Annotated in this window: 19 protein-coding genes and 2 pseudogenes; 4 read left to right on the top strand and 17 right to left on the bottom strand. The window is 66.2% G+C overall.

Annotated features, from left to right (window positions below):
- Positions 1 to 14 precede the first annotated feature (14 nt).
- From AC1RGE_RS04510 to AC1RGE_RS04570, 13 genes and pseudogenes are all read right to left on the bottom strand, one after another.
- A complete protein-coding gene (locus AC1RGE_RS04510; RefSeq protein ID WP_492583481.1) occupies positions 15 to 2,795 on the bottom strand; it encodes a malto-oligosyltrehalose synthase in 2,781 nt (926 codons plus the stop codon).
- Positions 2,792 to 4,873: a 4-alpha-glucanotransferase gene (gene malQ, locus AC1RGE_RS04515; RefSeq protein WP_492583483.1), complete on the bottom strand. Its 2,082-nt coding sequence runs from the start codon at positions 4,871 to 4,873 to the stop codon at positions 2,792 to 2,794. The genes AC1RGE_RS04510 and malQ overlap by 4 nt, the downstream gene beginning before the upstream one ends.
- A complete protein-coding gene (treZ, locus tag AC1RGE_RS04520) occupies positions 4,870 to 6,666 on the bottom strand; it encodes a malto-oligosyltrehalose trehalohydrolase (RefSeq protein ID WP_041118090.1) in 1,797 nt (598 codons plus the stop codon). Before treZ ends, malQ begins: the two co-directional genes overlap by 4 nt.
- Before the next feature lie 13 nt (positions 6,667 to 6,679).
- Entirely contained in the window at positions 6,680 to 8,248 is a 1,569-nt protein-coding gene (gene glgA, locus AC1RGE_RS04525; RefSeq protein ID WP_011061176.1) for a glycogen synthase GlgA, read from the bottom strand.
- A 558-nt stretch (positions 8,249 to 8,806) separates the two neighbouring features.
- Positions 8,807 to 9,760 (bottom strand): D-2-hydroxyacid dehydrogenase family protein, encoded by a 954-nt coding sequence (locus tag AC1RGE_RS04530; RefSeq protein WP_065363994.1) that lies wholly within the window; start codon positions 9,758 to 9,760, stop codon positions 8,807 to 8,809.
- A gap of 15 nt (positions 9,761 to 9,775) precedes the next feature.
- Positions 9,776 to 10,786, bottom strand: coding sequence for an alpha/beta fold hydrolase (locus AC1RGE_RS04535; RefSeq protein ID WP_174394746.1), 1,011 nt, complete (start codon positions 10,784 to 10,786; stop codon positions 9,776 to 9,778).
- A 179-nt stretch (positions 10,787 to 10,965) separates the two neighbouring features.
- Positions 10,966 to 11,403, bottom strand: a complete 438-nt coding sequence (locus AC1RGE_RS04540) for a YqaA family protein (protein WP_011061179.1) — start codon at positions 11,401 to 11,403, stop codon at positions 10,966 to 10,968.
- Positions 11,400 to 11,849 carry a DUF411 domain-containing protein gene (locus tag AC1RGE_RS04545; RefSeq protein ID WP_015635530.1) on the bottom strand — a complete coding sequence of 150 codons (450 nt, stop codon included), beginning with the start codon at positions 11,847 to 11,849 and terminating at the stop codon, positions 11,400 to 11,402. Before AC1RGE_RS04545 ends, AC1RGE_RS04540 begins: the two co-directional genes overlap by 4 nt.
- 154 nt (positions 11,850 to 12,003) lie before the next feature.
- The gene (locus tag AC1RGE_RS04550) at positions 12,004 to 13,002 is read right to left on the bottom strand and encodes a copper resistance protein B (protein ID WP_103290254.1); all 999 of its coding nucleotides are present in this window, start codon (positions 13,000 to 13,002) and stop codon (positions 12,004 to 12,006) included.
- Positions 12,992 to 14,731 carry a copper resistance system multicopper oxidase gene (locus AC1RGE_RS04555; RefSeq protein ID WP_011061182.1) on the bottom strand — a complete coding sequence of 580 codons (1,740 nt, stop codon included), beginning with the start codon at positions 14,729 to 14,731 and terminating at the stop codon, positions 12,992 to 12,994. Before AC1RGE_RS04555 ends, AC1RGE_RS04550 begins: the two co-directional genes overlap by 11 nt.
- 85 nt (positions 14,732 to 14,816) lie before the next feature.
- Entirely contained in the window at positions 14,817 to 15,272 is a 456-nt protein-coding gene (locus AC1RGE_RS04560) for an SRPBCC family protein (RefSeq protein ID WP_072441919.1), read from the bottom strand.
- 79 nt (positions 15,273 to 15,351) lie between these two features.
- A pseudogene (locus AC1RGE_RS04565) lies at positions 15,352 to 15,882 on the bottom strand (methyl-accepting chemotaxis protein); the annotation flags it as partial.
- A gap of 327 nt (positions 15,883 to 16,209) precedes the next feature.
- A pseudogene (locus AC1RGE_RS04570) lies at positions 16,210 to 17,346 on the bottom strand (cache domain-containing protein); the annotation flags it as partial.
- A 442-nt stretch (positions 17,347 to 17,788) separates the two neighbouring features.
- Between AC1RGE_RS04570 and AC1RGE_RS04575 the strand changes: the two are divergent.
- Positions 17,789 to 18,322, top strand: a complete 534-nt coding sequence (locus AC1RGE_RS04575) for a hypothetical protein (RefSeq protein ID WP_015635535.1) — start codon at positions 17,789 to 17,791, stop codon at positions 18,320 to 18,322.
- 46 nt (positions 18,323 to 18,368) lie between these two features.
- Here the strand turns inward: AC1RGE_RS04575 and AC1RGE_RS04580 are convergent, their stop codons facing one another.
- Complete coding sequence (locus tag AC1RGE_RS04580; RefSeq protein ID WP_053151540.1) at positions 18,369 to 19,364, bottom strand: aldo/keto reductase; 996 nt, start codon at positions 19,362 to 19,364, stop codon at positions 18,369 to 18,371.
- 118 nt (positions 19,365 to 19,482) lie between these two features.
- On the opposite strand from AC1RGE_RS04580, the gene AC1RGE_RS04585 reads away from it, so the two are divergent.
- Positions 19,483 to 20,397 carry a LysR family transcriptional regulator gene (locus AC1RGE_RS04585; RefSeq protein WP_015635537.1) on the top strand — a complete coding sequence of 305 codons (915 nt, stop codon included), beginning with the start codon at positions 19,483 to 19,485 and terminating at the stop codon, positions 20,395 to 20,397.
- Between the two features lie 94 nt (positions 20,398 to 20,491).
- Here the strand turns inward: AC1RGE_RS04585 and AC1RGE_RS04590 are convergent, their stop codons facing one another.
- Positions 20,492 to 20,620 (bottom strand): hypothetical protein, encoded by a 129-nt coding sequence (locus AC1RGE_RS04590; RefSeq protein WP_011061188.1) that lies wholly within the window; start codon positions 20,618 to 20,620, stop codon positions 20,492 to 20,494.
- A 171-nt stretch (positions 20,621 to 20,791) separates the two neighbouring features.
- Here AC1RGE_RS04590 and AC1RGE_RS04595 point away from each other — a divergent pair, with 171 nt between their 5' ends.
- Positions 20,792 to 20,980, top strand: a complete 189-nt coding sequence (locus AC1RGE_RS04595) for a hypothetical protein (protein WP_015635538.1) — start codon at positions 20,792 to 20,794, stop codon at positions 20,978 to 20,980.
- A 17-nt stretch (positions 20,981 to 20,997) separates the two neighbouring features.
- Here the strand turns inward: AC1RGE_RS04595 and AC1RGE_RS04600 are convergent, their stop codons facing one another.
- A complete protein-coding gene (locus AC1RGE_RS04600; protein WP_011061190.1) occupies positions 20,998 to 21,378 on the bottom strand; it encodes a hypothetical protein in 381 nt (126 codons plus the stop codon).
- Between the two features lie 296 nt (positions 21,379 to 21,674).
- On the opposite strand from AC1RGE_RS04600, the gene pvdQ reads away from it, so the two are divergent.
- On the top strand, positions 21,675 to 24,008 hold the full coding sequence (gene pvdQ / locus AC1RGE_RS04605; protein WP_103290249.1) for a bifunctional acylase PvdQ: 2,334 nt from the start codon (positions 21,675 to 21,677) through the stop codon (positions 24,006 to 24,008).
- Between the two features lie 50 nt (positions 24,009 to 24,058).
- On the opposite strand, the gene AC1RGE_RS04610 is transcribed toward pvdQ, so the two are convergent.
- Positions 24,059 to 25,072: a FecR family protein gene (locus AC1RGE_RS04610; RefSeq protein WP_011061192.1), complete on the bottom strand. Its 1,014-nt coding sequence runs from the start codon at positions 25,070 to 25,072 to the stop codon at positions 24,059 to 24,061.
- Position 25,073 lies beyond the last annotated feature (1 nt).

The raw sequence follows: 25,073 nt of genomic DNA on the forward strand, positions 1-25,073 counted from the left end.
CTCCTGGACTGAATTCAAGGTTGAATCAAAAGGTTGAGCGCAAAGTCTTGCAGTGCGGCGCTAAGCATCAGCTCCCTGTGGGGTGTGACTGCTACCGTGGAAAAAAGTCCATTCAGCTTTTGCCCCGAGGCGTCGAACGGTAGCTGCACCCGGGTATCGCCCCACAGCGGCCCCTCGATCAAGGGCATTGCGCGATCTCCCAGCAGGCCGGCGACCTGCACCGGCACTATCACCACTGCCCGTTGTGCACCGTGCTCGCGCATGAACGCCAGGACCCGCCCGGCATGTTGGCCAAGCACCGGCAGCGGCTGGTAGCGGCCCCGGCGAAACAGCTCCGGGTACTGGCCACGCAGGTTCAGGGTGCGGGCGATCAAGGCTTGCTTGATGCGTCCGTCGTGCCACTGGGCCAGCCACTGGCGTGGTTCGCCGCCGCGCTCCAGGGCCGCCTGCCGGGCCGGGTAATCCACCGGCCGGCGGTTATCCGGGTCCACCAGGCTGAAATCCCAGAACTCGTTGCCCTGGTACAGGTCGGGGACCCCAGGCACGGTCATGCGCAGCAAGGTTTGCGCCAGGCTGTTGAGGGCGCCCGCCGGGGCAATGGCCCGGGCCGCCGCGGCAATCGACTGGCGCAATGCCAGGCCCTGGGGCGCCAGCAGCAGGGCCTGGACAAAGGCCTGCACGGCCTCTTCGTATTCTGCGTTGGGCGCCGCCCAGCTGCTTTGCAGCTTGGCCTCGCGCAGGGCCTTGAGCTGCCATTGCCAGATCCTTTGTCCATAGCCTTGCAGGGCCGCCTGATCCTCGGCAGCCAGTTCCAGGGGCCAACTGCCCAGCAGGGTCTGATAAAGGATCAGTTCGTCCCCCGCCGAAGGCGCATCCGCCTGCTGGCGCAGGGGCGCGGCCAGGGTGCGCCAGTGCTCCACCTGGGCGGCATACCAGGGGGCCCGTTCGCTGAGCACTGCCAGGCGCGCGCGGCTGTCCTCGCCCCGTTTGTGGTCGTGGGTGGCGCTGGTCAGCAGGTTGTCGGGGAAGCTGGCCAGGCGTTGCTGGCAGGCCGTGTGGAAGGCGGCGATCGGCGCACTGAACTGTTCGCTGTTGAAGCCCACGTCGTTGCGCGCCAGCAGTACCGCCGAGCGGTAGAAGGCGGTGTCTTCCACGGCCTTGGCCGCGGCGGGCGAAGTCAGTTGCTGGAAACGCACGCAGGCGTGGCGCAGCAGCTTGCGCCCACGGCCCGGTGGCTGCTGGCGCCAGCCCTGGCCGCCGAGCCAGCGCTCCAGGCAGTCGAGCACCGGCCTGTCGGCCTCGCCCAGGCTCTGTCGCGCGCCGTCCAGGGCCTGCTGGAACAACTGCTGGTCCTGCTGCCCGCGGCCACAGGCGCTGATATAGGTGCGGTACACCGGGAAGTGCACGATCAGTTCCTGCAAGGCGCGGCGGATGGCCCCCAGGGTCAGGTCGCGGCTCATCAGGTCCAGGCGAGCCACCTGCAACAGGGCCTGGGCCACGCTTTCAAAATCGCTGGCCAGAGAGCCGTTGAGAATCTGCTGACGGGCCAGCAGTGCCTCTTCGGCGAACGCCGCGGGGCGCTGGCTGTGCCGGCTCCACAGTTCGGCCAGCACCGGCTGGCCTGCAGGGGCCTGCTGCAGCAGCGACAGTTGGTTCATGAACTCATAGCCGGTGCTGCCATCCACGCCCCAGTCGCGGTGCAGGGTTTCCCCGGCGCCGAGGATCTTCTCGACGTAGATCGGCAGGTGCTGGCCCGGGCGCAGGCGGTCGATCCGGCGCCGCAGCTTGCGGCAATAGCTGCGCGGGTCGGCCAGGCCGTCGATATGGTCGATGCGCAGGCCGTCCACCAGCCCACGCTGGATCAGCTCGAAGATCTTGCCGTGGGTGGCTTCGAACACCGCCGGGCGCTCGACCCGCAGCCCGCCCAGCTCGTTGACGTCGAAGAAGCGTCGCCAGTTGATGTCGTCGGCGGCGGTGCGCCAGCTGGCCAGGCGATAGCTCTGTTGCTCCAGCAGATGGTGCAGGCGCTGGAAACCTTCGTCGTGGCGTGAGTCGTAGCCTTGCAGGTGGGCGGTGACGGCCTGGTGCAGCGCCGGTTGCTGCAACAGTTGGCCCAGGGCCTGCTGCAGCGGTTGTGCCTGGGCGTGGGCGTCGCCGCTGAAACGCAGGGCGGCAAAGCTGTCGGCCAGGGGCTTGAGGGCCTGGGCGGCATCCGGCGGGCCGGCGAGGCGCAGCAGTTCCCCGAAGTCGGCGGGGCAGATGGGGAAACAGTGTTCATAGTGGCGAACATGGAAACCGCAGCGATCGTCGTCCAGTTGCAGTTGCAGGCTGCCATCCTGCAAGGCCTGCCCATAGTCGCTGCCGAGGAAGGGCAGCAACAACTGGCCTTCCATCAGCGGGTCCGGGGAATGCCACTGGATATCGAAGAACTCACCGTACGGGCTCAGGCGCCCCCATTGCAGCAGGTCCAGCCACCAGGGGTTGTCATTGCCGCCCACCGCCATGTGGTTGGAGACGATATCCAGGATCAGGCCCATGCCGTGCTGGCGCAGGGCATCCACCAGCCGTACCAGGGCCGCCTCGCCCCCCAGCTCGGGGTTGACCCGGGTGGGGTCCACCACGTCGTAGCCGTGCATGGAACCGGCCCGCGCGCAGAGCAGTGGCGAGGCGTAGAGGTGGCTGAGGCCCAGGCCGGCGAAGTAGGGCACCAGGGGCAGCGCATGATCCAGGGTGAAGCCCTGGTGAAATTGCAGGCGCAGGGTGGCCCGTGGCATTGGCGTGGCTGGCGGGCTCATCGGTCACGCTCCAGGGCCTGCTGCCGGGCACAGGCCAGCAGCTCCAGGCGCCGCGCAGCGTCGCTGTCGTCCAGCAAGTGCCGGCTGGCATTGGCCAGGCGTCGGCGCCAGTTGGGGTGGCTGTCGAGGGTGCCGGGCAGGTTGGCCTGTTCGTCGATGCCCAGGGCGTCCTCCAGGGGCAGCAGCACCAGGGGCGCCCGGGTGTGGCCGAGGAAACGCACGCTGGCGTCTACCACCTGGTCGGCCTCGTGGCTTTCCTCGCGAAAGTTCTGCGGGTCCTGGGCCAGGGCGTGGCGCAGGCCGTTGCGTTCGTGCTGGCGGTGTTCGCGCCAGTGCCGCGCCGCCGCTTCGTCCACCAGGCCCAGGCGCTGGTTCCAGTCGATATCGCGGCCATGCCACCAGCCGTTGAGGGTCGGCAGATCATGGGTGCTGGTGGTGGCCAGGGCATTGTCCGGCCAGTCGAGAATGGGCTTGAAGTGGCAGCCGTGGTCCTGTTCGAACAAAAGCACACGCATGCCGAGCATGGCCCGGGCGGCTAGTTTTTCCCGCAGCCCGTCGGGCACTGTGCCCAGGTCTTCGCCCAGCACTATGGCCTGGTGGCGATGGGATTCCAGGGTCAGCAGGCGCAGCAGGTCGTCCACCGGGTAATAGAGGTAGGCGCCATCGCTGGGGGGCGCGCCCAGGGGAATCACCCACAGCCGTTGCAGGCCCATCACATGGTCGATGCGCAGGCCCCCGGCATGGGCGAAGTTGGCCCTGAGCATTTCGATGAAGGCGCGGAAACCGTGGCGTTGCAGGCCTTCCGGGGAAAAGGCCGATATCCCCCAGCTCTGGCCCTGGCGGTTGAGGATGTCCGGTGGCGCGCCCACCGTCAGGTTGGCCAGTAACTGCTCCTGGCGGCTCCAGGCCTGGCTGCCGCTGCCGTCGGCGCCCACCGCCAGGTCGGCGATCAGGCCGATGCCCATGCCGCCGCTGCGGGCCGCGCTTTGCGCTCGCTCCAGGCTGCGGGCGATCAGCCACTGGCAAAAGGCATGGAAGCCGATTTCGTGGGCCTGTTCCTCGGCGAAATGAGCCAGGGCCGGGCTGGCCGGATCACGCCATTGCGGCGGCCAGTGACGCCAGTCCAGGTCCTCGCCACGGGCGGCGCGCTGGGCCTGGATGGCTTCGAAGCGGCAGTGGTTTTCCAGGGCCTCGCCGGCTGCCCGGCGGTAGCTGGCGAAGTCCTCGTGCAGCGGGTGCTCGCCCTGGCAGAAGCCTTCATACAGCGCCCGCAGTGCCTGCAACTTGGCCTGGGCCGCCAGGGGCCAGTCGATCAGCGGCAACTGTTCCAGGTCCTGCAGTTGTTCGCCCAGGCCACAGGCTTCGATCGCGGTGCGCCAGGCGCGGTCGCCGAGGATCGCGCCAGGGGCGGCATACAGGCTGTTGAGAAACAGCCGGCTGGAAGGCGAATAGGGGCTGTAGCGCAGCGGGTCGCTGCTGAACATGGCGTGCAGCGGGCTGATGGCCAGGGCATCGGCACCGCGTTCGGCAGCCTGGCGCGCCAGTTCTTCAAGGGCCTGGGTATCGCCGAAGCCATCATCGCCGGGGCGGCGCAGGGCGTACAGCTGCACGCTGAGGCCCCAGGCCCGCGGGGTGGGCTGGTGCACGGCGTCGGCCACGCTGAAGCAGCGTTCGGGGGCCACTGCCAGGACAAAGTGTTCGTCGTCGATACTCACGGCGTGGTAACCCACCGGAATCGAGCCCGGCAGCCGGCTCTCGGCATCCAGGTCCAGGTGCAACGGGCTGCCGTCCTCCAGCCGCAGGAAACAGGCCGTGTGCGGGGGGAAGTAGCGCGCCAGGTCCAGGCTCTGGCCGTGGTCGGCGGTCAGCAGCGGGGGCAGGTGCCGGCTCTGTTGCACCCCTTGCAATTGCAGCAGGCTCTGTTCGACCTGCTGCGGGTCTTCGGCCGGATGCCCCAGGCCGGCCAGGACAGCCCGCAGGACCCGGTCCTCGACCTTCTGGGCACGGCCGTTGGCATCGATCCAGTCCACTGCCAGGCCGGCGCGGCTGGCAAGCAGTTCCAGTTGCGCATCGCTCATAGGCATTCTCCATCTGGGTCGGTCGGGGAAGAGGTGGGGGCCAGCAGCACCAGCACGCTGTAGGCAGGCAGTTGGCCCTGGCACCAGTGCTTGAGGGTGTGCGGCGGATATTCGAAGCACAACTGCGGTGCGGCCTCGGCGGCCAGTTCGACCTGATGCGGGCCGAGGTTGAGGTCGATGCGCAACAGGCTGCCGTCCCCCAGGCGCCAGCGCGCACTCAAGGCGCCCTCGGCCAGTACCTGGCAGCCCAGGGCCCGGGCGCCGGGCAGGCGCGGAACCAGCTCGCGGTGGCGGATCTGCAACAGGCTGCGGTACAGCTCGCGGGTGGCCTCGGCCTGTCGGGACTGGGCCCGTGGGCGCGAGGCCTGGAAGGTCGAGGCGGCGTTGGGGTCGGGAATGCGCTGGCGCTGCCCGGCGTCGGCGAAGGCACTGAAGGCGGCGAATTCGTTGCGCCGGCCCTCGCGCACCGCTTCGGCCAACTGGCCCTGGTGGCTGGTGAAGAACAGGAATGGTTCCTGGGCGGCCACTTCGTCGCCCATGAACAGCAGCGGAATCATCGGTGACAGCAGCAACAGCACCGTGGCCGCGTGCAGGGCCTGGGTCGGCGCCAGTTGGTTGAGGCGTTCGCCAAAGGCCCGGTTGCCGATCTGGTCATGGTTCTGCAGAAACAGCACAAAAGCGCTGGGCGGCAGGTGCCCGCTGGGTTCGCCGCGGGCCTCGCCATGGCGGTTGGCATGGCCCTGGAAGGCGAAACCCTGGCTCAGGCAGCGGGCCAGTTGCTCAGTGGGCTGCTCGGCGAAGTCGGCGTAGTAGGCGTCGGTTTCGCCGGTCAGCAGCACATGCAGGGCGTTGTGGCCGTCGTCGTTCCACTGTGCGTCGAAGCCTTGTTGCAGCAGGCTGGCCTGATTGAACTCGTTCTCCAGGTTGAGCCACACATGGCGATCGGGTGGCACTGCCTGGCGGACCCGCTGCGCCAGTTGCCGCAGGAAATCCGGATCGTCGATGGCGTGTACCGCGTCCAGGCGCAGGCCGTCGAAACGGTACTCCAGCAGCCACATCAGGGCGTTGTCGATAAAGAACTCGCTGACCTGCGGGCGTCGAAAGTCGATGGCAGCGCCCCAGGGGGTGTGCAGGTCCTGGCGAAAGAAGCCCTGGGCGTACTCCTGCAGGTAGTTGCCGTCGGGGCCGAAGTGGTTGTAGACCACATCGAGGATCACTGCCAGGCCCAGGCCATGGGCGGCATCGATCAGCGCGCGCAGCTCGTCGGGCGAACCATAGGAGGCTTCCGGGGCGTAGGGCAGCACCCCGTCATAGCCCCAGTTGCGTTCGCCGGGAAACTCCGCCAGGGGCATCAGCTCGATGGCGGTCACCCCAAGTTCCACCAGGGCCGGCAGGGCTTGCTGCACCGCTTGATAGCCGCCCATGACCCCCACGTGGAGTTCGTAGATCACCGCCTCGTGCCAGGGCCGGCCGCGCCACTGCGGGTGCTGCCATTGATAGCGCTCGGGGTCCACCACCAGGCTTGGCCCGTGGACATCACCGAGCTGGGCCCGGGACGCCGGGTCGGGGACCTGGATCCGCTCGTCGATATTGAAACGGTAGGCGCTGCCCGCGGGGCAGCGCGCCTGGGTCATGAACCAGCCTTCGGGCTGGGGCTGCATGGGCAGCGACTGGCCGTCCGCCAGTTCGACGCTGACGCAGCGCGCATCCGGCGCCCACAGGGCGAACCGGGTGTGCTCGGCATCCAGCAGCCGCGCGCCATGAGTCCAGGTGTGCAGCGTGCTTGAGGGCATCGGTCCTTGCCTCTTACTGTCGGGCGGCCTGTCCCAGGGCCTTGGCCACCAGTTGCTCGTAGAGTTCGGCGTAGGGTTCCACCGCCTTGCACCAGTTGAAGGGCGCGGCCATGGCCCGGCAGCGCATGGCATTGAGCAGCGCCGGGTAGGCGAACACCTTGAAGGCCCGGGTCAGGGCTTCCTGGTAGCTGGCCACGGTGGATTCGTCGAAGAGGAAACCGGTGACGCCGTTCTCGATGGTGTCCGCCAGGCCGCCGGTGTTGCGCGCCACCGGCAGCGAGCCGAAGCGCTGGGCATACATCTGGCTCAGGCCGCAGGGCTCGTAGCGCGAGGGCATGAGCAGGAAATCGCTGCCGGCGAACATGCGCCGGGCGTCGGTCTCGTTGAAGCCGATGTGCACCCCGATGCGGCCGGGGAAGCGCCGGGCCAGGGCGCGCATGGACTGTTCTTCCTCCGGCTCGCCGCGGCCGATGATGGCGATCTGACCGCCGGACTGCACGATGAACTCGGCCACCGCTTCGGTCAGGTCCAGGCCTTTCTGGTAGACCAGCCGCGAGACCACGGCAAACAGCGGGCCGCTGGAGGCGTCGAGGCCGAACATCTGCCGCACATGGGCGGCGTTGGCTGCCTTGCCGTCCCAGTCGCCGATGCTGAAAGGCGTGAGCAGGTGGGCGTCGGTGGCGGCGTCCCAGCTTTCATCGATGCCGTTGGGGATGCCGCTGAGCAGGCCCTGTTGGGTCTTGCTGGCGAGGAAGCCGTCAAGCCCGCAACCGAAGGCCGGGGTGGTGATTTCCTGGGCATAGGTGGCGCTCACCGTGGTGATGTGGCTGGCGTAGGCCATGCCGGCCTTGAGGAACGACAGCTTGCCGTAGAACTCCATGCCTTCCTGTTGCAGGGCATGCTCGGGGATGCCCAGTTCCGGGCACGAGGCCAAGCTGACCACGCCCTGATAGGCCAGGTTATGAATGGTGAACAGGGTCGGCGTGCGTTGCCCGCGCCAGTGCATGTAGGCCGGCGCCAGCCCGGCGGGCCAGTCATGGGCGTGCACCAGGTCGGGGCACCAGTGGATCTGCGCCAGGTTGGCCGCGATGTCGGCGGCGGCCAGCCCCAGGCGGGCGAAGCGGATATGGTTGTCCGGCCAGTCGCGGCCGTTGTTGGCGCCGTAGGGCGTGCCTTCGCGCTCGTAGAGTTCCGGGCAGATCAGCACGTAGATCACCAGGCCGTCGGGCATGTCCATGCGCCCGATCTTGCAGGCCGGCAGTGCCGCGTGGCCACCCAGCTCCCCGATGATGTGGATCGGGTTTTCGCTATGCAGCACCTGGGGGTAGCCGGGGATCAGTACCCGCACATCGTGCAGGTGGGCCATGGCCCTGGGCAGGGCGGCAGAGACGTCGCCCAGGCCGCCGGTCTTCACCAGGTCGGCGATTTCCGAGGTGACGAACAGCACTCGCTTGCGGTTGGGATTGGGCCGCGCCAGCGGCAGCACCGTCTTGTTCCCAGGGACCGGAACCGAGGGGGCGGCGCGGTCGCCGGCCTGCTGTTGAGGGTGATCTCCCTGAGTGTCCAATACGGCGCTGATCATGTGTCTCTCCCGTTTTATTGATCTGTTCTGGTGTCTCGAGCGCCGCGCGTGGCCAATTCCTATGGCCGGGCGCAAACGCGCCACACGTCGATCAGCCTGTGCTGCTCGAGCGTGGAAGCAGAAAGGGTGGAGGAGCCGTTGCAAGGAATGCACCAGTGGCAGCGACCCTACCTTTAACCTGACCTTGGGCCGAAGCGAAAAGTTTCGACTTTTTCTCGGCGAATGTGACTGCCCGGTCACAGTGCGAAATTCAGTCTAGGACAGAACCTAGAGCGGTGCCGGGGGAGGTGGGTGTTTCCCGGGGTTGGCAGGGCGGGCGGCGAACGCGTCCCGACGAAAGGTCGGCCATGCACTGCCCGGGAGCGGGGCCGTTGCGGCCCGGGGGCGAAAATGGGGAGGGGCTGCCAGCGGCCGGTGCCGTTGTGGTGCGACGCCGCCCAAAGAACGGGCACAGGCGGGCTCCTGCGCCCAGCGTCCCTGCGAGCCTGGTCGCCGCCGAACCTGCGAGCCTGCGAAAAGCTGCGCAGGACCTTGCCTGGCGATCGCCACGGGGGGCTTTCAGTTGAGCAGGCGGATCGGCTGGCCGGCGTGCCAGGCTTGCAGGTCTTCGATCATCTGGCCGAAGAACTGCTGGTAGTTCTGCCGGCTGACATAGCCGACATGGGGCGTGGCCAGGACATTGGGCAAGCGCCGCAAAGGGTGGTTGGCAGGCAAGGGTTCCTGCTCGAATACATCCAGTGCGGCCCCCGCCAGCCGGCCCTGTTCCAGGGCGGCAATCAGCGCGGCTTCATCGACAATCGGCCCGCGGGCGGTATTGACCAGCAGCGCCCCGGGCTTCATCCACGCCAGGGCCTGGGCGTCCACCAGGCCGCGGCTGCGCTCGCTGAGCACCAGGTGCACCGAGAGCACATCGGCTTGTTCGAACAGTTGCTGCTTGTCGACATGGGTCACGCCGGCCGCGGTCGCGCGTTCAGCGGTGAGGTTCTCGCTCCAGGCAATCACCCGCATGCCGAACACCTGGCCGAATTGCGCCACCCGTTGGCCGATGCTGCCCAGGCCGAGAATGCCCAGGGTCTTGCCGTGCAGATCACCCCCTAGGCCCTGTTGCCAACCGCCTGCGCGCAGGGCGCAGGCTTCGCTCAGCAGGTTGCGGCTCAGGGCCATGAGCAGGGCCCAGGTCAGCTCCGGCGCGGCGTGCTTGTAGCTGTCGGTGCCGCACACCTGGATCCCCAGGGCGCTGGCCGCCTTGAGGTCGATGGCGGCGTTGCGCATGCCGCCGGTGAGCAGCAGCTTGAGCTGCGGCAGGCTGCGTAGCAGGGTTTCATCGAACCGGGTGCGCTCGCGCATCACGCAGATCACCTGGAACGGTTGCAGGCGCCGGGCCAGGGTGGCGGGGTCTGCCGGGTAGTCGTGAAGGAAGCTGACCCGGCCGATGCTATCGAGCACCGACCAGTCCACTACCTCGCGCGCTACGTCCTGCCAATCATCGATTACCGCAATCTCTAGTGCCATGTTCGGGCTCCTGGCTCAGGGTTGCTTCAACCAGCCCAGCAGGGCCTGGTGGAAAGGCTCGGGTTGTTCCATTTGCGGTGCGTGGCCCAGCCCCGGGAACTGCACCAGGGTCGAATGGGGGATGCGCTGCGCCACCTGCTTGCCCAGGTCCTGGTAGTGGCCGATGCGCGCCTTGACCTCGGGCGGCGCGATATCGCTGCCGATGGCGGTGGTGTCGGCGGTGCCGATCAGCAGCAGGGTCGGCATCTTCAGGTCCTGGAATTCGTAGTACACCGGCTGGCTGAAGATCATGTCGTAGATCAGCGCCGAGTTCCACGCCACCAGGCGCTTGCCGGGGCCCTGGTTGAGGCCGGCGAGCATGTCCACCCAGCGCTGGTACTCGGCCTTCCAGCGGCCGGCGTAATAGGTCTGCTGCTCGTAGCGGCGGATACCCTCGGCGCTCTGCTTCAGCTCGCGCTGGTACCACTGGTCGACGCTGCGCCAGGGCACGCCCAGGGCTTTCCAGTCTTCCAGGCCGATGGGATTGACCAGGGCCAGTTGCCGTACCTGATCGGGGTATTGCAGGGCGTAGCGGGTGGCCAGCATGCCACCGGTGGAATGGCCCAGCAGGCTGGCCTGGCTGACGCCAAGCTTTGCCAGCAGTTGATGGGTGTTCTGCGCCAGTTGCTGGAAGCTGTACTGGTAGTGTTCGGGCTTGCTGGAGGTACAGAAGCCGATCTGGTCCGGGACTATCACCCGGTAGCCTGCGGCGCTCAGGGCCTTGATCGAGCCCTCCCAGGTGGCGCCGCAGAAGTTCTTGCCATGCATCAGTACCAGGCTGCGCCCGTTGGCCGGGCTCTGGGGCGGTACATCCATATAGCCCATCTGCAGTGCCTGGCCCTGGGACACAAAGCTGAAATGCTGCAAGGGATAGGGGTAGTCGAAGCCCTGCAGTTCGGGACCATAGACCGGCGCCTGGGCGGCGAGGGCAGGCAGGGCCAGGGGCAGCAGCAAGGCACTGAGCCAGCGAGGGGTAGCAAGGGGCATAAGGGCACTCCGCAAGGTTGCGGGCGATGCTGTAGCCGCCGGATTAGGGCGACGTTAAGCCACAGGCAAACCCTGGGCGCCGGCTTGCCGACAAGGAAGGCCTTGAGGCAGGTGGTTGCGGGGGCGGGCGCTTTCGCTGGCAAGCCAGTTCCTGCGCGGTGATGGGGAGCTGCGGGCGCTCAGCCGATCCAGCCCAGGGTCAGCCACGCCAGCACGGCGTAGCGCGCGCCCTTGGCCAGGGTGACCAGCAGCAGGAAGCGCTTGAGGGGTTCGCCCATGACGCCGGCCACCAGGGTCAGCGGATCGCCGATCAGCGGCATCCAGCTCAGCAGGAGCGTCCAGTGACCATAGCGTTGGTAAGGCCCCCGGGCCCGCTCCAGGTGACGCGGGCTGACCGGAAACCAGCGGCGCTCCTTGTAGTGTTCCAGGCGCTGGCCCAGCCACCAGTTGACCAGCGAGCCCAGGACATTGCCCAGGGTCGCCACCAGCCACAGCCCGAGCACTGCCAGTTGGCTGTTGTGCAGCAACCCCACCAGCAGCGCTTCCGATTGCAGGGGCAGCAGGGTGGCGGCGCCGAACGCCGCCAGGAACAGGCCGAAGTAGGCGCCGAAGATCAACGGGCCGGGTAGTCCGCGACGACCACGTCCTTGCCCTCGCGGGTCAGGCCGATGACCTGGAAGGCATCGGCGCCCATGCCGTCCATTTCCATCCCGGGGGAGCCCATGGGCATGCCCGGGGCGGCGATGCCCAGCAGGTCATCGCGCTTGCGCAGGGCCAGCACCTGTTCGGCCGGCACGTGGCCCTCGACGAACTTGCCGTCGATCACCGCGGTATGGCAGGAGCCCAGGCGCGGGGCGACGCCGAGCCGCTGCTTGACCGCGCTCATGTTGCTTTCCACGTGGTCGGTCACGGCAAAGCCGTTGTCCTGCAGGTGCTCGATCCACTTTTTGCAGCAGCCGCAGTTGGCGTCGCGGTGCACGTCGATGGGAATCAGTTCTCCAGCCTGGGCCAGGGAGCTGATCAGCAGGGCGGACAGGGCCGCCAGACGCAGTGAGGTGTTCATCGAAAGTCTCTTTGTCGCTGATCAATAAGGAAGGGTGGCATGGCCGGCCACCCGCGGTTGCACGCTCGGGGTGGTGCATTTTGCGGTTTTTTTCGCTGGCCGCCGCTGGCTTTTGTTTCAAGGTGATACCAAGGCCGGCCAGCGGTTGTGGCCTTCAGAACCACAGGCGCAGGCCCAGGACCAGGCGCGGGTCGTTGTCCATCTCGGCCTCGTCCCGGGCGTAGTCGGCGCTGCGGCCGTAGCTGCGGTTCCAGGTCACCCCTATATAAGGAGCGAACTCGCGGCGGATCTCGTAGCGCAGGCGCAGGCCGATCTCGCTGTCCGCCAGGCCTGCGCCCAGGCCCCGTTGCCGGTCATTGCGGCTATAGAGGTTGACCTCGGCGGAGGGCTGGAGGATCAGGCGTTGGGTCAGCAGCAGGTCGTAGTCACCCTTTAGCCGCAAGGCGGCCTGGCCGCCCTCGCCGAGGTAGGCGGTGACCTGGCTTTCAAAGTTGTACAGGGCCATGCCTTGCAGCCCCAGGGCGGCCCAGGTCTGCGGCGTGCCGGGCTTGAAGTCCTGGCGCAGGCCGCCCACCAGGTCCCACCAGGGGCCAATGGCATGGCCCCACAGGGCTTGCAGCTCGGCGTGCTCGGTGACGCCCCGGGTGCGTTCGCCTTCACTGCGCAGCCAGAGCCGGTCGCGGTCGCCACCGACCCAGCCCTCGACCTCCCAGGCGACGCTGCCGCCCGGGTCGGCGTCCTGCCATTCCAACTGGTCCACCAGCAGGAAAGTGTTCAGCGACGGGCCGTGGATGTGGCCGCTGGGGCCCTGGTAGACCGCCGCCCGATCGGCATCGGTCAGCACCGGGATCGGTGTGCGGCTTCGTGTGGGGGCTGGCGCCTGCATGCCGGGCATCTGCGAGTGGTCCATGGCACCCATGGCGTGGCCGGGCATGGTGGAGGGGGCCACGCCGGGCGTCGATTGGCCCTGTGTCGGCGCCTGCATGCCGGGCATCTGCGAGTGGTCCATGGCGCCCATGGCGGTCCCGGGCACGCTGGAATGGTCCATGCCCGGCATCGATTCGCCCTGTGCCGGTGCCCAGGGCCAGGCCAACAGGAGCAGGGCCAGGCCAACGCCGGGCTGCCGGGTGAAGCGGAGGTAATCAAGCTTCATGGTGGCGTTCCTCCTCGACCCGGACTTCGCGGAACATGCCGCTTTCCATGTGGTACAGCAGGTGGCAGTGATAGGCCCAGCGCCCCAGGGCATCGGCGGTGACCCGGTAGCTGCGGCGGGTGCCCGGGGGCATGTCGATGGTGTGCTTGCGCACCTGGAAGCGGCCGTGTTCGTCCTCCAGGTCGCTCCACAGCCCGTGCAGGTGGATGGGGTGGGCCATCATGCTGTCGTTCACCAGTTCGATGCGCAGCCGCTCGCCATACCGCAGGCGCAGGGGTTCGGCTTCGGCAAAGGGAATGCCGTCGAAGGACCAGGCAAACTTTTCCATGTGCCCGGTCAGGTGCAGGGTCAGGGTCCGGCTCGGTTCGCGGCCGTCGGGGTCGGCGAAGGTGCTTTTCAGGTCGGCGTAGCGCAGCACCCGGCGGCCGTTGTCGCGCAGGCCGATGCCCGGATCGTCCAGGCGCGGCATGGGGTTCACCGCCTGCATGTCCACCAGGGGGTTGTTGGTTTCCGAGGTCGGGTGGCTGATCGTGGCGTTCATCGCGCCGTGATCCATGGCGCCATGGTCCATGCCCGGCATTGCCCCGTGATCCATGGCACCCATGGCCATGTCCGTCATGCCCAGCAGCGGTCGCGGGTCCATGGCCGGTGCCTCGGCCACTAGTCCGGGGGCGCTGGCCAGGGTGCCCAGGGCATAGCCGCTGCGGTCCATGGCCTGGGCGAACAAGGCGTGGGCTCCGGCACCGGGTTGCACCAGCACGTCGAAGGTTTCGGCCACGGCAATGCGCAGTTCATCCACGGTCACGGGCACCACGTGCTGGCCGTCGGCGGCGACCACGGTCATCTGCACCCCGGGAATGCGCAGGTCGAAATAGCTCATGGCCGAGGCATTGATCACTCGCAGGCGCAGGCGTTCGCCGGGGCGGAACAGCCCGCACCATGGCTGGCCCGGGGCCTGGCCGTTGAGCAGGAAGGTATAGGTGGCGCCGCTGACATCGGCGAGGTCGGTGGGGGTCATGTTCATCTGCGCCCACATGCTGCGTTCGGCCAGCGTGGCCGCCCAGCCGTCGCGGCCGACGTCCTCGATGAAGTCGCCCAGGGTGCGCTTGTGCTGGTTGTAGTAGTCGGACTGTTTCTTCAGGGTGCGCAGGATCTGCCCCGGCTCCTCGTCGCTCCAGTCCGAGAGCAGCACCACGTAGTCGCGTTCGTAGCTGAAGGGCTCCGGTTCCCGGGCGTCGATCACCAGCGGGCCATACACCCCCAGTTGTTCCTGCAGCCCGGAATGGCTGTGGTACCAGTAGGTGCCGTGCTGCTTGACCGGGAAGCTGTAGCGGTAGAGCCCGCCGGGCTCGATGCCCTCGAAGCTCAGGCCGGGCACGCCGTCCATGTCGGCCGGCAGGATGATCCCGTGCCAGTGGATGGAACTGGGCTGGTCCAGGCGGTTGCGCACCCGCACAGTCACCCGGTCGCCTTCGCGCCAGCGCAGCAGGGGCCCGGGCAGGCTGCCGTTGATGGCCATGGCCTTGCGTGGCCGGCCGCTGAAGTTTACCGGCAACTGCTGGATGCACAGGTCGAAGTCGCTGCCGGCCAGGACCTCGGGCTGGCCCGGGCTGCTGACGGCCCAGACCGGGTTGCGCCACAGGCCGAAGCCGGCTAGCACACCACCGGCAGCCAGGGCCTTGACGAAGGTGCGGCGGGAGGGGCTGTGGAACGAGGAGGGGCGCGGCATCGGAGGCTTCCAGTCAGTCAGCGGATTGGAGCGGACTCTAATCGGCGCTGGCTGTCAGGAAACTGAGGTGGGCATTACAGATTTGTCAGTCGTCGGGCTGTTCCAGACGCTGCTTGAGGTTGCCCAGGGCCTGGCTCGAAAGCTGCTCCATGCGTGCTCGCAGGCCACTGAGCTGCAGGTCGGTGGCGTATTCCAGGGTGCGCCGGAACAGTGTGCCGTCGCCCTGCTTGCTCAACTGGTAGTGGATCGAACCGTCCAGCGCGGCGGAACTGAACAGGGTCTTGAACTCCTTGGGAAACACCGCCACCAGCACCCGGTAGCTGATGGGCAGCTGCACCCCCAGCAAGTCCATGGTTTCACTGAAGCGGTGGCCGGCGGGCAATGAACCGCACAGGCCGGTGTCGGCACGCAGGCTGGAAGGGTGCCACTCCGGCCAGCGGTCCGGCTGCGTCACGTAGTAGTAGACGGTGTCGATGCTGGCCTGGATAAACAGTTCGTGGCTGATCTGTTCATGCAACAGATGTGTCTGGCGCTGTCCCATGGGGCACCTCACGTCCTTGTGACCGGAGCCTGAAATATAGCCCCGCCCCGGCGGGCTGCCAGGGGCGGGGGCAGACCGTTCAGCGGACTTTGAAGCGGCTCATCAGGTGGCTGACCTGGGCATTGGCCTGCAACAGGCTCTGGGTGTTGCTTTCCCCGGCCCGGGCGCTGTCCACCAGCTCCTCGACCATGTGTCGGATGCTCACCATGCTGCGGTTGATCTCCTCGGTCACGGCGCTCTGCTGTTCGGCGGCGGTGGCGATCTGGGTGCTCAGGCTGTTGATCTGGCTCACCGAGTCGGCCATTTCGTCGAGCCCGCTGTTGACCCGCGCCGTGGCATCCGCCGCTGACTGGCAACTGGCCTGGGTGTTTTCCATGGCGCTGACCGAGGAACTCACGCCCTGGGTCAGGCGCGCGAGCATTTCGTTGATCTGCGAGGTGCTGTCCTGGGTCCGCGCGGCCAGGGCCCGCACTTCATCGGCGACCACGGCGAAGCCGCGGCCTTGTTCTCCGGCCCGGGCGGCCTCGATCGCGGCGTTCAGGGCCAGCAGGTTGGTCTGCCCGGCGATGGCGCCGATCACCCCGAGGACCTCGGTGATGCGCTGGGCGTCGGCTTGCATGGCCTCGACCTTGTGGGTGGCATCGGCGACTTCGTCGATCAAGGCGATGACGCTGCCGGAAGCTTCGCCCACCACCACCCGGGAACGTTCTGCGTGTTCGTTGGCGCGGCGGGTGAAGTCTGCGGTCTGGGCGGCGTTGGCGGCAACGCTGTCGGCGGTGCTGCTCATTTCGGTAATGGCGGTCACCGTCTGATCGGTTTCCGAGGCATGGCGCAACAGGATCTGCTGGCTGTGGGCCGAGCTCTGCTGCAACTGCCCCAGGCTCCCGGCCATGGCCTCGGTGGCCTGGGTGACCTCGCCGATCATCTGCTGCAGGTACTGGATAAAGCGGTTCACCGAGTGGCCGATGGCCCCCAGTTCGTCCTCGGCGCGGATCACGATGCGCCGGGTCAGGTCGGCGTCGCCGGTGGCCAGGGCGTCGATATTGCCCTTGAGGATCTTCATACGCTGCACCAGCTGGCGGATCGCATAGACCTGCAGCAACACCAGCAGGATCACCATGGGGATCTGCAACAGGCTCAGGGTGCTCAGCACGTCGTCGCGCTGGGCGGTGATCAGCTGGGTCGGCAGGGCACTGGCGAGAAACCAGGGCGTGCCTTCGATGGCGCGCATGAAGAAGGTGCTGGGCACCCCGGCATTGTCGAACTCGACGCGCCGTGCCCCCTGGTCGCGCTGCTGCAGGGCGGCCTGGACCTGGGCGGCGAAAGGGGAGCCGGGGCTCAGGTCGCGGATGTTCTTGAGCACGATCGGGCCGTTGATCCGCGAGCTGTTGCTGATGATCTTGCCGTCGGCTTCGACGATCAGCATCTCGGCCTTGAGTGCCTGTTCCTGGCGCGCCACCAGGTCGTTGAAGAAACCCAGGGTCACGTCGATGGTGGCCACGCCCCAGGGCTGGCCGTCGCGGCGGATGGCCATGGCGCAGTTGGTGCGCGGCTCGGCGCTGGCATCGTCCTTGTAGGCCGCAGCCCAGGCGCACTGGCCGGGGGCGGTCTGCATGCCGCCCAGGTACCAGGGCTGCTCGTAGTAGTTGGGCGCCGGGTCGCTGTTCCAGAAGGTGTTGACCACCAGCTTGCCGGAGGCGTCACGGTGCCAGAAGGTGCTGTGTTTGTTGCGCCCCGGGGTGCGCTGGCCGGGCAGGGGCCAGATGCCGCCGCCGAAGACTTTCTGTTCACCGTACTGGTCCACCAGGCCCGGCAGGACCTTGTCGATGCTGTCGCTGTCGAGCAGGGGAATGGTCTGGGTGATGCTGCGTTGCTGGGCCTGGACCTTGTTCAGTTCGCCCTGGATGCGCTGCGCCACTTCGGCGATGCGGTTGAGGGCTACCTGTTCTTCGGTATGACGCAGCTTGGGCGCTACCAGTTGGCTGATGCCCACCACCGTGAGTATCAGCATCAAGACAATGAACAGGACCAGAAACAGCGTGTAGCGGGCTTGAATCGTGCGCAAAGCGGGCATGGGACCTGTCCTTACCGAGCGATTTTTATTATTCGGGAATGCGATGCGTTGTCAGGGCATCCACAGGATGTCGGCGCGGTTTTTCCGCTCTTTAGTACGATCGTCCAAAAAAAGGCATGCCCTGGAAAAAAAACTGCGCCCAGGGATGGTGGGGTAGGGCAAAGGCGTCCGGTCAAGGGCAAGGCCAGGCATGAAAAGATGACGCCTTGATGTGCGGGAAGACTTCCCGGGCCTTTTAAACAGGGCCTTTGCGGTAATTGTGTCGAGTTTGTACAAAAATTGTAAATTCAGGAAATAAAGCGTTGTTGGTGCTTGCCACGGCGTTGATACTTGCGCCCATTCAGATGTTTCAACACGGCTTACATCCTTGTTCAGGCACCTTGTCAGAAGTTTCATGGTGCTGAAAAAGGTGATTGGAAGGCCGGACTACAGGAGTTACAGCATGGCAATCGGATACGTCGGCGGATGGACCAGCAAGGCTGGGCTGCTGGTGCAGGAAAGCCCGGGCAGCTCGTCCAAGCCGGTTTCCCAAAGCGCCAAGGTACGGCAGATGCTCAGCCTGGTAGGCCAGAACCCTACCGTGCTCGACATCCGCAAGATGGATCAGTTGAAGCTGCACAAGCAGATCAAGGGTTTCGATCCGACCAACGTCACCGCCAAGTCCCTGGGCGGCATGAGTACCTTTCTCAAGAACAATGGCCTGATTTCCGATGTCACGGCGCTGAACCTGATCAACGCGGGCGATCAGTTCGACCGTTTCGGGATTCCGAAGAACCCCGATCAGCCGTTCAATGCCCTCGAGTATTTCGCCATGAAGCTCGATGACATCCAGAACAACAACCTCAAGGGCAACAAGTACGCCAACTACCTGATCCCCGAGTACAAGAAAGCCATCTATGTACTTCAGGGTCTGCAGAACTATGGCAAGGGCAACGGCACCACGGTGACCGACAAGAACGTCTCCACCAAGGCCTGATTCCGATGGCGCGCACTGCCTGCCGGTGCGCGCCACAGCTCTGCTTTCAACGCCCCAGCAAGCCCATTACCTCTTCGGCATACCGGGTTCCGGCGGTGGTCTGCGGGCTGAAGATCTGCTCCAGTGACGCCAGTTCCTCGGCGCTCAGCCTCACCTCCAGCGCCGCCACGTTCTCTTCCAGATACCGCCGTTGCTTGGTTCCGGGAATCGGAATCAGGTAATCGCCCTGGGCCAGCACCCAGGCCAGGGCCAGTTGTCCGCTGCTCACCCCCTTGTCCGCCGCCAACTGCTGCACCTGTTGCACCAGGCGCAGGTTGTGCTGGAAGTTTTCGCCCTGGAAACGTGGGTTGAAACGCCGGTAGTCGTCGGCGGCGAAGTCTTCCGGGCTTTTCAGGGCCCCGGTGAGAAACCCCCGGCCCAGCGGGCTGTAGGGCACGAAGGCGATGCCCAGGCGCTGGCAGGCGGCGAGGCAGCCGTTGTCTTCCTGATCCCGGCTCCATAGCGAATATTCACTTTGCAGGGCGCTGATCGGATGCACCTTGTGCGCCCGCTCCAGGGTTGCCGCCGAGGCTTCGCTCAGGCCCAGGTAGCGCACCTTGCCGGCCTGGACCAGCTCGGCCATGGCGCCGACGGTTTCCTCGATAGCCACGTCCGGGTCGACCCGGTGCTGGTAGTACAGGTCCAGGGTGTCCACCCCCAGGCGCCGCAGGCTGCCGTCGATGGCGGCGCGGATGTATTGCGGCCGGCCGTCGACCCCGCGGGCCGCCGGGTTGGCCGGGTCGCGGACAATGCCGAACTTGCTGGCCAGGAACACCTGTTCGCGCTTGCCGCGAATGGCCCGGCCGATCAGCTCTTCGTTGCTGTGGGGGCCGTAGATGTCGGCGGTATCGAGCAGGTTGACGCCCAGTTCCAGGGCCCGATGCAAGGTGGCGACGGCTTCCCGGGGATCGTTGCCGGTGGTGTAGAAATCGCTCATGCCCATGCAGCCCAGGCCAATGGCGGAAACCTGCGGGCCGTCCTGGCCCAGTTGTCGAGTGCGCATCTATGAATGCTCCGGTAAGGGGAAAGAGCCTGCAGTGTGCTACTCGACAAAAAACCGATAAACAGGCTAAAAGCGCTATCACTATTATTGAATTCTAAATAATCGGCAGGTTTGCTCCATGGATCGTTTCAACGCCATGCGCGTCTTTACCCGTATCGTCGAGCTGGGCGGCTTTGCCAAGGCTGCCGACAGTCTGCAGATGCCGCCGGCTTCGGTGACCATTCTGATCAAGCAACTGGAGGCCCATCTGGGGGTGCAGTTATTGCACCGCACCACCCGCCAGGTCAGCCCGACCCTGGACGGAGCCGCCTATTACCAGCGTTGCGTACGCTTGCTGGCGGACCTGGAGGAGAGTGAGGCGGCGTTTTCCCTGGCCCGGCACAACCCCCGTGGACTGTTGCGTATCGATATGCCGGTGGGCATCGGCCGGTTGCTGGTGATACCGGCGCTGCCGGAGTTTTCCGCGCGCTATCCGCAGATCGAACTGGAGATCGGCCTCAATGACCGCCCGGTGGACCTGATCCGCGAGGGCGTGGACTGTGCGCTGCGCGGTGGCCCGGCCCTGGACGAGAGCCTGGTGGCGCGGCCGCTGGCGCAGTTGCAGCAAGTCACCTGTGCCAGCCCCGGGTACCTGCGCCAGCGGGGGGTTCCCCGTACTCCGCAAGAGCTGCAAGGGCATCAGATGGTGGAGTATTTCTCCAATGTCAGCGGCAAGCGTTATGGCCTGGAATTCTTCTTCGCCGGCCAGTTGCAGCCGGTGCAGTTGCCCAAGCGGGTGGCGGTGAACAGCGCCGATGGCTACCTGGCGGCCTGCGAAGCCGGCTACGGGCTGATCCAGACCCCGTACTACCACGTTGCCCGGCAGTTGCAGGACGCGACCCTGCAGCGGGTGCTGGAGGACTACCCGCTGCCTGCATTGCCGCTGACCGCGCTGTACCCGCCCCAGCGGCACCTGTCGACCCGCCTGCGGGTATTCATCGATTGGCTGGTGGAGCTGTTCGCCCGCCCGGGCAATCACATTTCTTGCCCCTGAATGGTCGGGCGCCAGGCAGCAAAACGCCCGCGACAAGGCGGGCGCTGGTGGCGAGATCGGGCGGCTCATGGGGCCGATGGGCTGGCCGGATGACTCAGCGGTGATAGTAGCCCGGGCCGCCGTCGTAGTAGCGGTGGTGCCCGCCATCGTGGGGCATGATGATGCAGCCCGACAGGGTCAGCATGGCCAGCAGGGGAATCAGCAGCGTGATTCGACGAAACATGGATCAATCCTCAAAGGGCTCGGGGAACACGGCAGGACGACAAGGAAGAAAAAACTCCTTCGCGCCTGTACCATGTGACCCCGATTTGCCCGGCTCATCCCCGAATCCGGGTATGTGCTTGGCATCGATCTTGATACACGGCAGATACAATTTCAGCTTCAGGACCCGGCAATGACTCAGAAACAACGCTTGATCTACTCGATTCTGATTTCCCTGGTGGTACTGGGAATCATGCTTGGCCTTTCCTACCTGCAGAACAACGGCATCATCAGCGAGAAGCTGTTCCAGTACATCGCCATTGGCGTGGCGGTGGTCGTGGTGGTGATCAACGGCGTGATGCGCCGCAAGGTCAAGCCCTGAGCCCGGGCTCGACGGCCTCAGGAGAGACCGTCGAGCACCGCTGCGGCCTGCTGGTGCAGGCTGTAGCTCTTGTCTGCATTGAGGGTCAGTACACCCTCGCTGCACAGCCGCTTGAGCACCTCCCGCACACTGAGAAAGGACAGGGGAATGTCCAGTTCCAGCAGTTGGCTGTGGATGCCGCGCACCCCCAGGGAGCGGTCGCTCTGGGCCGCGGTGAGCAGGGCGTCGATGACTTTCAGGCGAATCAGGCTGGTACGCAGGCCGAAGCTTTTGAGCAGGTGCTTGATTCGTTCATTACTGTTGCGCTCGGCGTTCTTGCCGAAGACACCGGCGCCGGCATTCAGGGAAGGCGTGCTGTTCACGGTGTTGCCGTCCATTGGCAGTTGCGGGTTGTACATGCAAAAACTCCTTATCAGAGCCTGATCAGGAAAAGAATGATGGATGCTCTAGTAACTAGACGAACGAGCACGGCAAATCATGAAGTCCTGAATGTAGAAAATTTGTCGGTATCAGGTCGCTGACATGTGATGGCGGGGCTTTTGGCCTTTGCGGATTAAATTTTTTTCAAGCATTTCGTCTTTATGGGCAGGCAGGCGTCGGGTGATCCGTGCGCGGCTGGATTCCCAGACTGGCGGCGTTGCCAACCGCTCCTGCACACCAGTCCTGGTTCTGTATTTTTGCATCAGGAGTCGGCGTGATCATTTCCAGGCAGTTACCGAGTTTTTGCCTTGCAGCCCTGTTTCTAAGCTTCAGCGGTGGCGCCCATGCCTTGGCGCAGCCCGAGCAGACCCGCGCCGAGATTCGCCGCACCAGTTTTGGTGTGCCGCACATCCGTGCCGACGACGAGCGCGGCCTGGGCTACGGCATCGGCTACGCCTACGCCCAGGACAACCTGTGCCTGATGGCCAATGAGGTGCTGACGGTCAACGCCCAGCGCTCGCAATACTTCGGCGCCGAGGGCCAGACCCTGGAACAGCGCGACAACCTCAGCAGCGACCTGTTCTTCAGCTGGCTCAACACTCCCCAGGCCGTGGCGGCCTTCTGGCAGGCCCAGACCCCGGCGATGCGCGAGCGCATGCAGGGTTACGTGGAGGGCTACAACCGGCAGCTGGCGGAGCGCCAGGCCCAGGGCCTGCCCGAGCAATGCCGGGGTGACTGGGTGCGGCCGCTGGCCACCTCGGACCTGGTGAAACTGACCCGACGCCTGTTGGTGGAAGGCGGTGCCGGGCAGTTCGCCGAGGCCCTGGCCGGGGCCACGCCACCTGGAGCCACGGCCCAGGCCGGGCTGCCAGCCGAACACTGGCAACTGGCGGCGGCACGCCAGCAGCGTTTCGCCCTGGACCGTGGCAGCAACGCGGTGGCCATCGGTAGCGAGCGTTCGTTCAACGGCCGTGGGCTGCTGCTGGCCAACCCGCATTTCCCCTGGGTCGGCGGCATGCGCTTCTACCAGATGCACCTGACCATTCCCGGGCAACTGGATGTGATGGGCGCGGCCTTGCCCGGCCTGCCGCTGATCAATATCGGCTTCAACCAGCACCTGGCCTGGACCCACACCGTGGACGCCTCCAAGCACTTCACCCTGTACCGCTTGCAACTGGACCCCAAGGACCCGACCCGCTACCTGCTGGACGGCCGTTCGCTGCCCCTGGAGCGCCAGACCCTGACCGTGCAGAGCAAGGGCCCGGACGGCCAGTTGCAGCCGCGTACGCGCACGCTCTACAGCTCGGTCTTCGGCCCGATCGTGCAGTGGCCGGGGGAACTGGACTGGGATCATCAATATGCCTACAGCCTGCGCGACGCCAACCTGGACAACAGCCGGGTGCTGGCCCAGTGGTACGCGATGAACCAGGCCAGCAGCGTGGCCGGCCTGCAAGACAGCGTGCACCAGTTGCAGGGCATTCCCTGGGTCAACACCCTGGCGGTGGACGACCAGGGCCGGGCGCTGTACATGAACCAGTCGGTGGTGCCCAACGTCACCCAGGCCAAGCTGGCGCAGTGCAGTGATCCGCGGGCCGGCACCCGGGTCATCGTTCTGGATGGCTCGCGCAGTGCCTGCGCCTGGGATATCGACCCGGCAGCGGCGCAACCGGGGATCTTCGCCGCCAGCCAGTTGCCGCAACTGGCGCGCAACGACTACCTGCAGCATTCCAACGATTCGGCCTGGATGGTCAACCCGGCGGCGCCGCTGCAAGGCTTTTCGCCGGTGATCAGCGAGCAGGACGTGCCGCTGAAGATGCGCGCGCGCTTTGCTCTGGATCGCCTGAGCCGGATGCACAAGGCCCAGGTCAGTGACCTGCAGCACCTGGTCACGGACGATCAGGTGTACCTGGCCGGCCAGGTGATGCCCGATCTGCTGCAGTTCTGTGAGCAGGACCTGGGGGCGGATGCCCAGCGCCTGGGGCCGGTGTGCGCCAGCCTGAAAGCCTGGGACCGCAGCGCGGGGTTGCAGGCCGGCCTGGGCTTCGTGCACTTCCAGGGCATCATGCAGCCGCTGTTGCAGGACCCCAGCGTGTGGCGCGTGGCCTTTGACCCGAAAGATCCCCAGCACACCCCACGGGGCCTGGCCATTGGCCGGCCAGCGGTGGCCCGGGCACTGCGCGAGTCGATGCTGGCTTCGGCGCAGCAGGTCGCCGATGCCGGGCTGGGGAGTGACGTTCGTTGGGGCGATATCCAGCAGGTCAGCCAGGGCGGCCAGCCGACCCCGGTGCCCGGCGGCCCTGAAAGCCTGGGGGTGTACAACGCCATCCAGAGCGTGCCGGCGGCCGATGGCAAGCGTGAAGTGGTCAGCGGTACCAGCTACCTGAACGTGGTCAGCTTCGACGAGCAGGGGCCGCGCGCCCTGGGGCTGCTGGCGTTCTCCCTGTCCAGCGACCCGGCCTCAGCGCATTTTCGCGACCAGACCGCTGCTTTCGCCCGCAACCAGTGGAGCGTGCTGCCCTTTACCGAAGCGCAGATCCGTGCCGATGGCCAGTATCAGTTGCAGGTGATCGAAGAGCCGCGCAAGGGGGCGGTACTGGCGCGCCAGTAACGATTGAGCGTGAGCATCAAGAGGAGGCCGCCCCGGCAACGGGGCGGCCTTCAGCTTTTTGGCGGGGACTGGGGCAGTGAGTTGATTACCGGGTTGCCATCGCGATTGCGCGTCAGGTAGACCGGCAGCACCTTGGGCAGCGAGGTCAGCAGGCTCTTGATTTCCCGGGTGTTGTAGATGCCGCCGACGCGGATCTTGCCGGTGTTGGCGTCGGCGACCTGCACCGGAGTGTCCAGGTAGCGGTTGATCAGCGGCAGGGCGTCGGTGAGAGCCAGGTTGTCCAGCACCAGCTTGCCTTCGCGCCAGGCCAGGGAGCTGTCGTTGCTGTAGGTCTGGCTGATCTGCGGCTGGTAGTCGCCGGCCTTGTAGCTGGCCTGCATGCCCGGCTCCAGGCGGAAACCTTCGCCGGGCAGGGCGGTGTTGCTGCTCACCAGGACCGAGCCCTGGAGCAGGGTGACCCGCACCTGGTCCTCGTACATCCACACATTGAACTGGGTGCCGGTGACCTTGACCTGGCCATTGGCGGCCTTGACCACGAACGGGTGGCTGGCGTCGTGGCTGACCTTGAAGAAGGCTTCGCCTTTTTTCAGGGTGACCCGGCGCTGGTCCTTGTAGTTGCTGTAGGTCAGGGTGCTGCCCAGGTTCAGTTGCACTTGGCTGCCATCGGCCAGGGTCACGCTGCGCAGGCTGTCGCCGGCTTCGAATCGCTGGTAGGAGGACGGCACCCAACCCAGTTCCCAGCCGCTGTAGGCGGCCAGGGGCAGGGCGCACAGGGCGATGGCCGCCGCCACGCCATACTGCTGCCAGGTGCGCCGGGGAACGAGCTTGACCGGTGCGGGGGCTGGTGCGGCAGTGAGGGTGGAGGGGGGCAGTTGATCGGCCACTTCCCATATTTCCCGCATCGCCTCGTATTCGAAGGCGTGCAGGGGGTCGGCATCATGCCATTGCTGAAAGGCCAGACGCTCCGCGTCGCTGCAGTCGGGTTCATGCAGGCGCATGCACCATTGGGCTGCCGCTTGGGTGATGGCGTCGTATTCGGCTTCTGAGAGGATCTGTTCGCTCATT

Source organism: Pseudomonas sp. GW823-FHT02C05 (assembly GCF_058797595.1).

Bases quoted from the DNA above. Each gene is read 5' to 3' on its own strand.
- AC1RGE_RS04510 (WP_492583481.1), bottom strand. From the start codon at position 2,795: ATGAGCCCGCCAGCCACGCCAATGCCACGGGCCACCCTGCGCCTGCAA.
- malQ (WP_492583483.1), bottom strand. From the start codon at position 4,873: ATGAGCGATGCGCAACTGGAACTGCTTGCCAGCCGCGCCGGCCTGGCA.
- treZ (WP_041118090.1), bottom strand. From the start codon at position 6,666: ATGCCCTCAAGCACGCTGCACACCTGGACTCATGGCGCGCGGCTGCTG.
- glgA (WP_011061176.1), bottom strand. From the start codon at position 8,248: ATGATCAGCGCCGTATTGGACACTCAGGGAGATCACCCTCAACAGCAG.
- AC1RGE_RS04530 (WP_065363994.1), bottom strand. From the start codon at position 9,760: ATGGCACTAGAGATTGCGGTAATCGATGATTGGCAGGACGTAGCGCGC.
- AC1RGE_RS04535 (WP_174394746.1), bottom strand. From the start codon at position 10,786: ATGCCCCTTGCTACCCCTCGCTGGCTCAGTGCCTTGCTGCTGCCCCTG.
- AC1RGE_RS04545 (WP_015635530.1), bottom strand. From the start codon at position 11,849: ATGAACACCTCACTGCGTCTGGCGGCCCTGTCCGCCCTGCTGATCAGC.
- AC1RGE_RS04550 (WP_103290254.1), bottom strand. From the start codon at position 13,002: ATGAAGCTTGATTACCTCCGCTTCACCCGGCAGCCCGGCGTTGGCCTG.
- AC1RGE_RS04555 (WP_011061182.1), bottom strand. From the start codon at position 14,731: ATGCCGCGCCCCTCCTCGTTCCACAGCCCCTCCCGCCGCACCTTCGTC.
- AC1RGE_RS04560 (WP_072441919.1), bottom strand. From the start codon at position 15,272: ATGGGACAGCGCCAGACACATCTGTTGCATGAACAGATCAGCCACGAA.
- AC1RGE_RS04575 (WP_015635535.1), top strand. From the start codon at position 17,789: ATGGCAATCGGATACGTCGGCGGATGGACCAGCAAGGCTGGGCTGCTG.
- AC1RGE_RS04580 (WP_053151540.1), bottom strand. From the start codon at position 19,364: ATGCGCACTCGACAACTGGGCCAGGACGGCCCGCAGGTTTCCGCCATT.
- AC1RGE_RS04585 (WP_015635537.1), top strand. From the start codon at position 19,483: ATGGATCGTTTCAACGCCATGCGCGTCTTTACCCGTATCGTCGAGCTG.
- AC1RGE_RS04590 (WP_011061188.1), bottom strand. From the start codon at position 20,620: ATGTTTCGTCGAATCACGCTGCTGATTCCCCTGCTGGCCATGCTGACC.
- AC1RGE_RS04595 (WP_015635538.1), top strand. From the start codon at position 20,792: ATGACTCAGAAACAACGCTTGATCTACTCGATTCTGATTTCCCTGGTG.
- AC1RGE_RS04600 (WP_011061190.1), bottom strand. From the start codon at position 21,378: ATGTACAACCCGCAACTGCCAATGGACGGCAACACCGTGAACAGCACG.
- AC1RGE_RS04610 (WP_011061192.1), bottom strand. From the start codon at position 25,072: ATGAGCGAACAGATCCTCTCAGAAGCCGAATACGACGCCATCACCCAA.